This is a genomic window from uncultured Thermosynechococcus sp., assembly GCF_937958135.1.
In the GTDB taxonomy this organism is placed as follows: Bacteria; Cyanobacteriota; Cyanobacteriia; order Thermosynechococcales; family Thermosynechococcaceae; genus Thermosynechococcus.
Map to the genome: position 1 here is coordinate 1 of NZ_CALGOG010000008.1, position 11,042 is coordinate 11,042.

An 11,042-nucleotide genomic window follows, 5' to 3' on the forward strand; every position below is an offset into this window, starting at 1 on the left:
GGACTGTACCGAACCGCAACAAATTGGTACATCAATGCAGACTGCAATGCGGCTGCTAATATCTTAAGGAAAGTAGCGGCAACATTGGGGCTTGACCGTTCCCTCGACCGTCAGGGAGAGGTCAGTGGAGTCAGTAGAGGCGCATTGACAACGCCTTTGAAAGTCCGATTCTGGGCTGTTCAAGAATCCCCGTCACTTTAGTGCGGGAAGTGTCAAAAAGCCTGTTTGTATTGGCGTAGGGCTAAACACCAAGGCAGCGCCTCATGCCATCACCGCTTTGCTTCCCGCTGACCCCAGCGATAGCCCAGTTCAAAGCAAAGCAAGGAATTGAGGACATAAATCCCCACTGCGGTTAACCACCGCCCTCCCTGACCCGTCTCTGGCCAAAGCCAAGGGAATAGAACCAACCCAACAGCGAGGCTAACAAAGAAACCGAGACCCGTTCCCGCTGCTATTACCAGCATGATAAACATACCCCCCATTTCTAGACTGCTGGGCAACTCGCGGCGAAATAGCCAAAAATAAAACTCTATCAGGAAGAAGTGCGGCCAGATCAGTAGGAAAATGACTGCAAGTAAGAGCTTGGAGAATAGACCTCTCACTCCCTAGAAAATCCCAAAAACAACAGTGGTGCTGTGCCCCAGTATAGCGGGGAGGCTCTAAATCCGATCCAAAACCCGAATCCCCAGAAGGGATAGCCCCAGCTTCAGCGTTTGCGCAGTGAGATAGGCGAGGGTTAGACGGGATTGTCTCGTCGGCTCAGCAGCTGAGAGGATAGGACAGCGATCGTAGAACTGGTTGAAAAGCTGGCTGAGTTCAAACAGGTATTGGCAGAGGCGGTTGGGCAATAGCTCGGCGCTCACCAGCTCAAGGGTTTCCTCCAGTTGCACAAGGTGCTTGGCAAGCCGTTGCTCAGTTTCATCCTCTAAAAGTAGGGGTGTATTTGCCGCAAGGGTAGCCCAATCAATTTCACCGCGGCGGGTGAGTCCCTGAACACGGACATAGGCATAGAGCAGGTAGGGAGCTGTGTTGCCCTGTAGGGAGAGCATCTTGTCGTAGCTAAAGACATAGTTACTGTTGCGGTTTTGGCTGAGATCCGCGTACTTAACAGCGCCAATGCCAATGGTTTGTGCTACAGTGTCTATAAACTCAGGGGACTCGGTGCGCCCTTCAGCGGCAAGGCGTTGTTCTAAATCCCTGCGACTGCGGGCGATCGCCTCTGTCAACAAATCCATGAGCCGAATCGTTTCCCCGGAACGGGTTTTCAAGCGTTTGCCATCTTCCCCTAGAACCAAGCCAAAGGGGACGTGGGTTAGCGTTACATGGGGAGGTACCCAACCCGCGCGCTGTGCCACTTGAAACACTTGGGCAAAGTGGGTGGACTGCCCAACATCGGTCACGTAAATAATCCAGTCTGCCCGATCCTGTTCAATGCGATAGCGCAGCGCTGCTAAATCCGTGGTTGCATAGTTATAGCCGCCATCGGATTTTTGCACAATCAAGGGCTGGGGTTGCCCCTCTTTGTTTGTGAACCCCTCGAGAAAAACAACCTTTGCCCCCTGATCTTCTGTGAGCAGGCCAACAGCTGCTAGATCCTCAATCACTGCGGGCAAAAAGGGATTGTAGAAGGATTCCCCGCGCTCGGTGAGTTGAATATCTAGCAGATCGTAGATCTTTTGGAACTCGCGGCGGGATTGCTCACACAAAAGTTGCCAAGCGCGGCGACTGTGCTCGTCTCCCTGCTGCAGCGCCACCACTTGTTGGCGGGCTTTTTGCTGAAACTCAGGATCGCTGTCAAAGCGTTGCTTGGCTTGTTTGTAAAAGGTTACCAAGTCTCCCAAATCAAGGGCATTGGCGGTGGTGAGGGCGTCGGGATACACTTCGTCAAGGTAGGCAATGAGCATGCCAAACTGCGTCCCCCAGTCCCCCACATGGTTAAGCCGCAGGACATCATGTCCCTGAAATTCAAGAATGCGGGCAATGCAGTCACCAATAATCGTAGAGCGCAGGTGACCCACGTGCATTTCCTTGGCAATGTTGGGACTGGAAAAATCTACCACTACCCGTCGTGGTTTTTGGGTCTTGGGAATCCCCAAGCGATCGCTCCCCAGCGCCGCCTGTAGGCTGCGCGCCAAAAAGGCTGGCTGGAGACGAAAATTGAGAAAGCCCGGTCCTGCGATTTCGACGGGCTGGCAAATATCGTCAACGTTGAGATGTGCTACAACTTCTTGGGCAAGTTCCCGCGGCGCTTTCCCCACCTGCTTGGCGAGACTGAGGCACACATTGGATTGATAGTCGCCAAACTTGGCTTGACTGGCCGGCAGCAGGAGTGGCTGCGGATAAGCCTCTAAGGGCAGAGCCATCTGCAGGGCACGGAGGAGGCGATCGCCCAACAGGGATAAAGGAGCGACCATCAACGCTTACGCCCCCGTCGTTGCTGTTTTTGCTCCGCTTGTAGGCGCCGCCGATCGCGCCACTCCGCAAAGGTCAGATAGCCTATGCCACCGGTCACGACGATCAGGAGCAGCAAGGCCACCAGAAATAGAAGATCTGCAAATGAAACCGTCATTGCCCCAGCCTTAGGTGGCTACATACCGTGGCGGCCCCAGACCACAAAGGCAATCGAAAGCGTAAAGACACTGAGAACACCCACCCAACCGAGCGTGATAATATCCATGGCATGCGACCTGAACTCAATGCAGACCTCATTTTAACGCAGATAGATTATCTTTTTCTCATGAGAGACAGGCTACAGACAATGATGCAGGGCACGACGGCAATTGAAACTGCTATTGAGCAAGGGGATCTGAGTGCTGTTCAACAGGCGATCGCCAGCGGTGTCGAGATCAAAACAGAGGCTCTAGCCCTAGCGGCAGAACTGGGACATATAGACATTGTGGAGGCTCTAATTGCCGCAGGTGTCGATGTCAACCAAGGGGATAGTGACGGCTGGACCCCCCTAATGGCCGCCGCAGGAGGTGGGCACACGGCGATTGTGGAGAAGCTACTGGCAGCAGGTGCCAATGTCAACGCCCAGACCACCTTTGGTCTGACTCCCCTAATGGCCGCCGCAGCCAAGGGACAGGCGGCTACGGTGAAACAACTGATTGCCGCAGGGGCGGATCTCAACGCCAAAGATCAGAATTCTTGGACAGCACTTGTCTGGGCACTGGATGGGAAACATAGCGAGGTGGTGGCAGTCATTAAAGCCGCTCGTGCACAATCCTTGGCACCATGATCAAATACCTCAATCTATTTTTAGCAGCAGCCCCCGCAAGTCTTCTAGTGGCGCAACTGACCCGAACTCAACGGCTGCGGGCGGCCTTGATCGAAGCGGCTCAAATTGTCGGCATTGTTGGCATTGCCATCCTCATTGATTGGCTGCTCCTGAAACTGGGGATTTCTCAACTGCAACAACGGCTTAACCCAAAAGCTAGCCACCAATCCCAGCCATGGCTCTCCCTCGCCGCCGGTCTATTGCGCCTGGCACTGCGAATTTTACTCTGGTCGCTTGTTTTATCTTGGATTCTCCAATCTGTTCAAAGTCTTTCCCCTTGGCATGAGCGCATTGGCAGCACAATTCAGTTTCTCCTCCAGCGGGTGGCAGTGGTGTTTAACACGCCCTTTATGGAGTTGGGGCGCACTAAAATCACACTGAACTTTGTCTTTTTAATTCTCTTTTTATCCCTAGTGGTGATTTTTACCGCCCGCTGGGTGAGTGAGTGGCTCAAGACTCGGATTCTTGCCCGCTTACGGGTGGATCGTGGCAGCCAAGAAACCATTACCCGTGTAGTTAGCTATAGCTTGAGTTTTATTGGTTTTATTATCGTTTTGCAAACTGCCGGCATTGACCTCAGTTCCCTCACGGTGTTGGCGGGGGTCTTGGGGATCGGTTTTGGTTTTGGTTTACAAACCTTGGCCAGTAACTTTATTAGTGGTCTAGCGATTCTACTAGAACAGCCAATCAAAGTCGGGGATTTTATTGAAGTGGATGGTCTCCTAGGCACGGTGGAGAAAATCTCAATTCGTGCCACGATTATCCGCACCAATGACAGCCAGTACGTTATTGTTCCCAACAACCGCTTTATTGAAAAGAACGTTGTTAACTGGAGCTACGGTAGCCCCAATAGCCGCATCCATATCCCTGTGAGTGTTGCCTACGGCAGTGATACTGTGCTGGTGACCGAGGCACTCCTCAGTGCTGCCCGTCAGGATCCCCGCGTCCTGCTGACGCCACCCCCCAGTGTCTGGTTTCGCGGCTTTGGTGAAAGTGCCTATCTTTTTGAATTGCTGGTGTGGATTAACCGCCCCCAAGATTCCGAGCCTATTAAAAGTGCCCTCTATTTTCTCATTGAGCAGGAGTTACGGCAGCGGCAAATTGAAGTTCCTTTCCCCCAGTTAGACCTGCGGTTGCGCGACTTGGGGGAACTGCGCTCCTTAGCGCACTATTACCATCGTTCTGTAGCAAGTACACCCGAAACGGCAACAGGGACTGAGCCGATGCCTGAAGAAATAACCAAAGCGGAACCTTCCCTTGCTGATTTACTGCGCAATATCAGTTGTTTTTCCCGCTGCTCCAATGCGGAATTGCAAATGCTCATTGAGTTAGGCAACCGCCAATTTTATAGTATTGGGGAAATTATCTGCTGTGAGGGAGATCCGGGGGATGCCTTTTACATCATCCTTGAAGGAGCCGTGGAAGTTCGTTCGGAGCACCTGAATCAGATTTTAGCAACCCTCTATAAAGGAGAGTTTTTTGGTGAAATTGCCGTACTGACGGGGATGCCGCGATCGGCGACCGTGCGAGCCTTAGAAGAAACAGTTTTATTTGTGGTACATCGCTCGGCAGTACAGCGACTCCTGCAAGCTCAACCCCAATTGGCGGAAGATATTGCCCATGAGCTAGCAATGCGGCAACAGGTATTGCAAGAACTCGGTCTAGTGAACTCCCAAGACATCAAAAGCCTGCCTCCCCTACAGTGGATTCGTCGCCGTTTGCGGACACTCTTTAATGTCTAGGACGTCAAGGGTTCAATAAAATGCCAAAGTTCTTCGCCGGCCCTGCGGTGTAGTCGTGAACAGGCCGTGGTGGGTAGTAGGAAGTAAATACTTGTACAGTAGGCGCGATCGCCCCCCTGAAATCCTAAGGGCAAAACCGCTTGTGGAATGCTCCTCACTGAGGGAGAGATCTTGCGGCAATAGTCCCCCCCTGGGGTTGCAGGTCAAGTACCTCAATCCACGCCTTAGCTGGCCAAGTATTCATACATTTGCTGGCGTCGCCGCCGCAGGTGATCGAGGGCTTGCCGCTCCAGTTGCCGCACCCGTTCACGGCTGAGATTGAGTTGCTCACCCACCTTGGCAAGGGACAGCTCTTGACCATCCCCCAATCCGTAGCGCAGGATGAGTACTTGCCGTTGTTGCGGGGTAAGTTCCGCCAGCCAGAGGTTGACATCATCCCGGAGAGACTCCACTGTGGTAAATTGCTCTGGCGAAGGACTGTCATCCTCAAGCAGTTCACCGAGTTCGGTGTCCTGATTGTCCCCCACGCGCAGATCAAGGGAAACGGGTTGGCGAGCAAGGGTCAGGTATTCGCGGATTTGCTCGGGTTCGAGTTCTAGCGCGGCTGCTATTTCAGCAGGGGTCGCACTGCGTCCCAGTTTTTGCGCAAGTTCGCGTTGGGTGCGTTTGATCTTGTTCAGCTTTTCGGTGATGTGGATGGGCAGGCGAATTGTCCGCGCCTGTTGGGCGATCGCCCGTGTAATAGCTTGGCGAATCCACCAGTAGGCATAGGTCGAGAACTTATAGCCCCGCGTGGGATCAAACTTTTCCACACCGCGTTCGAGGCCAAGGGTGCCCTCTTGAACCAAGTCCAGCAATTCAAGATTACGCTTTTGATACTTTTTGGCCACCGAAACGACAAGGCGCAGATTGGCCTCAATCATCTTTTGTTTGGCGCGTTCGCCCCGTTTAAGAAGATTGCGCAATTCCGTTGGCGTCAAGTTACAGGCCGCCGCCCATTCTTCAAAGGTTGGTTCACGCCTTAGTTCCTTGGCTAGGGCATCGCGTTTTTCCCGCAGTGCCATCATTTGCTGTACCTGTTTACCCAGAATAATTTCCTGTTCATGGGTCAACAGCGGCACGCGCCCAATTTCCTGGAGGTACGTGCGCACCATGTCGGTGCTAACCGTGGGGGTAGGGGATGGAGCTTTAGAAGCGGAGTTCATCATAGCAGCGCAGATTCCAAATAGTATTTGGCAAGGAAGAATGTAGATAAAGGGTTTACGGAGATGAGATGACGACTCGCCCTGAGAAAGCTGAGGTTTGTATAGCGTTAGCTTAGCAGGTGAAAGGGAATTGGCCTGTATCCTGATCTACTTAGACTTAGATTGTGCCCCGAAAGTTGCAATTCATAACAGCCGATTCCTGAAATAAAGATTAAAGTTTGTCAACTAGAAACAGGGATCAGGAGATCGGCAAGAACCTTAGGGAGAAATTCGAGGGCAAAAACACGGCCAAAGGCAGCAACAAACTGCCGGCGTACATCCTCGAGATCAATATCGGTACAAAACTGCTGTAGGTTCCCCACGGGGCGATCGCCAATGCCACAGGGGACAATGCGACCAAAGCCCTTGAGATCGTTTACCACATTGAGGGCAATGCCGTGGAAGGTAATCCAGCGGGTCACCTTAATCCCAATGGCGGCCACCTTGTACCCCTCCACCCACACACCCGTGAGGCCAGCAACGCGCTCCCCTTGAATGCCATAGTGCCCAAGGGTTTGAATCACAACTTCCTCCAACTGGTGGAGATACCAATGCAGATCGCAGCGATGGCGGCGTAAATTCAAAATCGGGTAGGCCACCAATTGGCCGGGGCAGTGGTAGGTGACATCGCCTCCCCGTTCAATACGCAGTACCTCAAGCCCTGTGGCTACAGGATCAAAGTGAACATGGGCAGTGGTTGCCCCTTGGCCAAGGGTATAGATGGGGGGGTGCTCAAGGGTGAGCAGGACATCTGGGGCGGTGGGATCGTGACAGCGCTCCGCCACCAGTTGCTGTTGCCAGCGCCAAGCCTCGCGGTAGGGGATGATCCCCAAGGCACAATGCCAACCAAAAGTGCTTTTCATAGGGGATGCCAGATTGTCAAGGGTTAGAGGATAAGAATTATCACAGAACACGAATAAAGGTGAAGAGCCTCAGGATGCCCTGTAATCCCCGATACGAAAGTGCTAGGGTGGAAGTAGATCAGCCTTAGATTTATCTGTTTTTTGCTCAGGGGAGGCAACCCTATGAGGCTAGTGATTCACGGTAAAAACATTGATATTACGGATGGCATTCGCAGCTATGTGAACCAAAAAATCGAGCGAGCCACCAATCATTTCCAGAATCTGATTAACGAAGTTGATGTGCATCTTGCCGTGGCTCGGAACCGCAGTACAGCCCCGCAACAAACCGCTGAAGTGACCCTATTTGTCAACGGCTCGGTGATTCGCGCTGAAGAAAGCAGTGAAAATCTCTACGCCAGCATTGACCTTGTGGCCGACAAAATTGCGCGCAAGCTCCGTAAACTCAAAGAAAAACGGCAAGACAAGTCCCGTGCGAAAGATGCGAATAGTGTGGTGGAACCCGCAGTGGTGACAGACTTGGTGGGCGATCGCACCCCGCAACTGCCCGAACAAGTGGTGCGCATGAAATACTTTGCCATGCCGCCGATGACAATTCAAGAAGCCCTTGAGCACCTCGAAATGGTGGATCACGACTTCTATGTCTTCCGCAATCGCGACACAGGGGAAATCAACGTGGTCTATGAGCGGAATCATGGGGGCTATGGCGTCATTCAACCCCGCCCCACCTCCCAACAGGAAAATCACCACAGCACAAAGGCAGTTGCGAAAGCTCACCCCTAGAGGGTTAACCCGTCCTCAGTCTTAATAGCCTCTCAGTAAAGAGGGGGATTCCAGCCCTTTTCCGGCATCCAAGGGGGATGCAATCCTTGCCCCTGCTAGCCTTCACCGATTTGAGCCTGTCCTCCTTCAGCGGGAAAAGGGCTGTCTTAATGACCCAGAGCGAAGCTCCCTAGGGGCGCAGGATCAACTGCCATTCCTGTGTTTGGCGATCGCGCTGTAGTTCACCATTTTCACCAATGACATAGGGTCCCCAGTAGCGTTTGGAGCCATCCAGCGTAAAGGCAAGAACAATATCCCCGGACTGGAGGGTGAGCTTCCCTTCGGGCAGGGTTAACAGCAGCCCCTTGATACTGCCCTCCATAGGAGCAAAGTCCCAGTGTACTGCGCCCCTATGGGGATGGGCGCGATCGCGGGCAGCGAGCAACACCACGCGCACCGGAAAGGCCGTTTGATTACTAATGCGCAGACCATTCGGTTGCGGGTTGGCTGGAGCCTGGGGAGTGGGTAGGGGCTGAACGGTCGTGGTTTCTGGTTCTGCTTCCACAATTGGCGGTGGTTGAGTCAGCAGATCTGGCTCCCACCAGAGCGTAAAGTGTATTTGTGAAAGAATAACTGCACCAATCACCCCGATCAGCACTGCCACGAGGTAGGGAAGAAACTTAATTCGGATAAACATAGAGATTAGGTTACTGCCAATGCGGCGCCTTCCTTTCCAGTGTAGAGAGTTATGGCAGAAACCGCAGTGGGCAAAAAAGCTTGATTTCAATTGCCGGTGCCCGCAACTTCAGATTAAAGTCGCTCTTGCAAACGTTGCAAAGAAATCTGAGCTGCTGTCGCTACATGGGGATGATCGTCTTTAGCGAGATACTCTAGAGCGGCCTGCGTTTTCGGGCTAGGTAGGTTACCTAGAGCTTCAGCAAGGCGTTGGCGTACCAACCAATCCTCGGCGGTCACAAAGGGCAAAATATCCTCCACAACGCTAGGATCGCCGATTTCCCCCAGAGCGGCGATCGCTCCTTGGAGCATCACGACTTCCTGACTTTTCAGCGCCGATCGCAACACCTCCACCGCGCGGGGATCCTTGAGATTGCCCAGCGCCACAGCGGCACTAAAGCGCACCAGCCAATCGGTGTCTTCATAGAAGGCGCGCACCAAGGGTTCAAAGGCACGTTCGTCTTCAAGGTAGCCCAATGCTCCGGCGGCATCGGCACGAATGCCGTAGTCCGGTTCGGTTTCGAGCAAACGCACTAAGATATCAAAGCACTCCGGTGTGGATTTAACCCCAAGGGCAAACACCGCCATTGAGCGAATCTGGAGATTTTCGTCCCAAAGGACTTTTTTAATGAGGGGTACGGCATCCGCAGAGGGGACATCCCGTAGCGCGGCTAGCGCCAGTAGGCGATCGCGGGAATTGGGACTTTCCAGTTGATGGGCAAGCTGTTCGAGGGAGGGCATGGCAGTCACCTAAAAGCTAATTTACAAAAATTAACAATATCTCCCTCCATTATAAAAAGCTCTCCCCAAAGTGAAACACTAAATGCAGAGTTCCTTGGGGAGGCTCAGCCGCTAGGAGAAAACGCTACCAAGCGTCTAGGCTGCTTTTGCTTTTTGCAGAAGCTTTTGAAACTGCTTGATGGCATAGGGCAGAATGTTGCGCACCGCCCAAGCGGCAGCCAGCAAGACCGGTAGCAGGACAATTAAAACGCGCCAATCCATTGCCAAAACCTCCTAAAAGGTTTTCTGAAAACTTTATGAATTATTGTACAGCCTTCTTTTAAGGGAGAGAGGGGTAGGTTATTGAACAAAGGAAAACTCTCATCACCGTCCTTTTTATAGGGGGCAGGAGGGTTAATACCGGCTTTGCTGTTTTGAGGCAGGTCTGCCCCAAGGAAAAGATTTGTATGATTGGTTTAATTCCCAAACTGTAAGGCTAAGTCCTGATGGGCGAAGACAAAACAACCCTCCGTGAAAACCAAGCGGCGGCAGCTCTCCGCCTCAGTCAAGTATTGGCAGCCCGCAGTCGTTGGCGCAGCGGTTGGCAGTCCCTACGTTTAGTGTTAATGCCGATCGCCATGGTTGCCGTCTTGGTAGCTTGGGGACTCGATTGGGATGGGGTGGGGGTGGTGGCGGCCCTGGCACTGGGGGCGCTGAGTTTTCCCCTAGTCTGGACTTCCGCTTACCGTTGGTTTACGGCGGATCTGACGGAACAGCAACGGCAGTTTATTTTGGCCTTCCTAGGGCTGAGCCTCGCAGGGGTAGCGCTTGTTGCCATGACCGGCGCCATGGACTGGCTCCGAGGACGGTTTCAAGGCACGAATTGGGAGGCGGTGGGAGCACTGGCGGAGGGCTTCGGTGCCCTAGGGCAAATTTTGGTGGCCCTCTTGGCGGCCTATGTGGCTTGGCGACAGTACGTGATCTCGCGGGATTTGACCACCCAACAAAACCGCATTACCCAACAGCAAACGATTGACAGTTATTTCCAAGGGATTGCCGATCTCATCCTTGACGATGAAGGATTGTTAGAGGATTGGCCGCCGGAGCGAGCGATCGCCGAGGGACGCACCGCTGCCATCTTGGGGGGACTGGATGCCGAGGGCAAAGCCAAAATCATTCGCTTTCTGTCGGGGGCAAAGTTACTGACTCCCCTAAAGCGCGATCGCCGGCTGGGTCGCCCCATTTTTGATGGCTTAGGGGGATACGAAGAAGACATTGAATACGGCGTTCGGGTGATCAACCTAGGCAGTATGCTGGCGGGAGCCGATCTCAGTGGTACGGATCTGCGCTGGACCGAATTGAGTGAGGCTAACTTAACGGGAACAATCTTTCGCCACTGCAATTTGACTCGGGCAAACCTGGCAGGGGCAATTTTGCAGGGAGCGGATTTGACCGGTGCCGATCTCAGCCGCACCCGCTTGTTTTACGGTACTGCCGAACAGGCCAGTCCTCGCGATCGCCTAAATCCTCCCAATTTTCGCACTGGGGCGCACACCGGTGCAGTGGTCGAGGATGTCAACTTTACCAATGTTAAGAACCTCTCCCAAGAACAGCGCTACTATTGCTGCGCTTGGAGCGGTAGCCGTTCCCGCGAAACGATTCCCGGCGGCTGTGAGGGGATTCCCAATAAACTGGGGCGCTA

General features: G+C 53.3%; 14 protein-coding genes and 1 pseudogene. 5 read left to right on the forward strand and 10 right to left on the reverse strand.

Annotated features, from left to right (window positions below):
* A pseudogene (locus tag Q0711_RS11615) lies at positions 1–201 on the forward strand (hypothetical protein); the annotation flags it as partial.
* 68 nt (positions 202–269) lie between these two features.
* Here Q0711_RS11615 and Q0711_RS01120 read toward each other — a convergent pair.
* The 4 genes from Q0711_RS01120 to petN are packed head-to-tail and all read right to left on the reverse strand — an operon-like array spanning position 270 to position 2,677.
* Positions 270–602 carry a hypothetical protein gene (locus tag Q0711_RS01120; protein ID WP_299041336.1) on the reverse strand — a complete coding sequence of 111 codons (333 nt, stop codon included), beginning with the start codon at positions 600–602 and terminating at the stop codon, positions 270–272.
* Positions 603–659: 57 nt separating this feature from the next.
* Positions 660–2,414 (reverse strand): arginine--tRNA ligase, encoded by a 1,755-nt coding sequence (gene argS, locus Q0711_RS01125; RefSeq protein WP_299041338.1) that lies wholly within the window; start codon positions 2,412–2,414, stop codon positions 660–662.
* Positions 2,414–2,569, reverse strand: a complete 156-nt coding sequence (locus tag Q0711_RS01130; protein WP_299041340.1) for a hypothetical protein — start codon at positions 2,567–2,569, stop codon at positions 2,414–2,416. Before Q0711_RS01130 ends, argS begins: the two co-directional genes overlap by 1 nt.
* Before the next feature lie 18 nt (positions 2,570–2,587).
* Positions 2,588–2,677 carry a cytochrome b6-f complex subunit PetN gene (gene petN / locus Q0711_RS01135; protein WP_011056671.1) on the reverse strand — a complete coding sequence of 30 codons (90 nt, stop codon included), beginning with the start codon at positions 2,675–2,677 and terminating at the stop codon, positions 2,588–2,590.
* 81 nt (positions 2,678–2,758) lie between these two features.
* Here petN and Q0711_RS01140 point away from each other — a divergent pair, with 81 nt between their 5' ends.
* Both Q0711_RS01140 and Q0711_RS01145 read left to right on the forward strand, forming a co-directional pair.
* Positions 2,759–3,238 carry an ankyrin repeat domain-containing protein gene (locus Q0711_RS01140; protein ID WP_298612489.1) on the forward strand — a complete coding sequence of 160 codons (480 nt, stop codon included), beginning with the start codon at positions 2,759–2,761 and terminating at the stop codon, positions 3,236–3,238.
* Positions 3,235–5,019 carry a mechanosensitive ion channel domain-containing protein gene (locus Q0711_RS01145; RefSeq protein WP_298612492.1) on the forward strand — a complete coding sequence of 595 codons (1,785 nt, stop codon included), beginning with the start codon at positions 3,235–3,237 and terminating at the stop codon, positions 5,017–5,019. Before Q0711_RS01140 ends, Q0711_RS01145 begins: the two co-directional genes overlap by 4 nt.
* Here Q0711_RS01145 and Q0711_RS01150 read toward each other — a convergent pair.
* From Q0711_RS01150 to lipB, 3 genes are all read right to left on the reverse strand, one after another.
* Entirely contained in the window at positions 5,016–5,177 is a 162-nt protein-coding gene (locus Q0711_RS01150) for a cupin domain-containing protein (RefSeq protein WP_298612495.1), read from the reverse strand. The two genes, Q0711_RS01145 and Q0711_RS01150, sit on opposite strands and share 4 nt — an antisense overlap.
* Positions 5,178–5,243: 66 nt before the next feature.
* Positions 5,244–6,227 (reverse strand): RNA polymerase sigma factor, RpoD/SigA family, encoded by a 984-nt coding sequence (locus Q0711_RS01155; protein ID WP_366142505.1) that lies wholly within the window; start codon positions 6,225–6,227, stop codon positions 5,244–5,246.
* Positions 6,228–6,445: 218 nt separating this feature from the next.
* Positions 6,446–7,126, reverse strand: coding sequence for a lipoyl(octanoyl) transferase LipB (gene lipB / locus Q0711_RS01160; protein WP_298612498.1), 681 nt, complete (start codon positions 7,124–7,126; stop codon positions 6,446–6,448).
* A 162-nt stretch (positions 7,127–7,288) separates the two neighbouring features.
* Here lipB and raiA point away from each other — a divergent pair, with 162 nt between their 5' ends.
* Positions 7,289–7,906: a ribosome-associated translation inhibitor RaiA gene (gene raiA / locus Q0711_RS01165; RefSeq protein ID WP_298617727.1), complete on the forward strand. Its 618-nt coding sequence runs from the start codon at positions 7,289–7,291 to the stop codon at positions 7,904–7,906.
* Between the two features lie 169 nt (positions 7,907–8,075).
* Here the strand turns inward: raiA and Q0711_RS01170 are convergent, their stop codons facing one another.
* The 3 genes from Q0711_RS01170 to Q0711_RS01180 all read right to left on the reverse strand — a co-directional run bounded on the left by Q0711_RS01170 (position 8,076) and on the right by Q0711_RS01180 (position 9,622).
* Positions 8,076–8,582, reverse strand: coding sequence for a hypothetical protein (locus Q0711_RS01170; protein WP_298617730.1), 507 nt, complete (start codon positions 8,580–8,582; stop codon positions 8,076–8,078).
* Positions 8,583–8,695: 113 nt separating this feature from the next.
* Positions 8,696–9,361, reverse strand: coding sequence for a HEAT repeat domain-containing protein (locus tag Q0711_RS01175; protein ID WP_298612507.1), 666 nt, complete (start codon positions 9,359–9,361; stop codon positions 8,696–8,698).
* A 135-nt stretch (positions 9,362–9,496) separates the two neighbouring features.
* Complete coding sequence (locus tag Q0711_RS01180) at positions 9,497–9,622, reverse strand: photosystem II protein Y (protein ID WP_298612510.1); 126 nt, start codon at positions 9,620–9,622, stop codon at positions 9,497–9,499.
* Between the two features lie 224 nt (positions 9,623–9,846).
* On the opposite strand from Q0711_RS01180, the gene Q0711_RS01185 reads away from it, so the two are divergent.
* A partial coding sequence (locus tag Q0711_RS01185) for a pentapeptide repeat-containing protein (protein ID WP_298612513.1) occupies positions 9,847–11,042 on the forward strand: 1,196 nt, incomplete at its 3' end.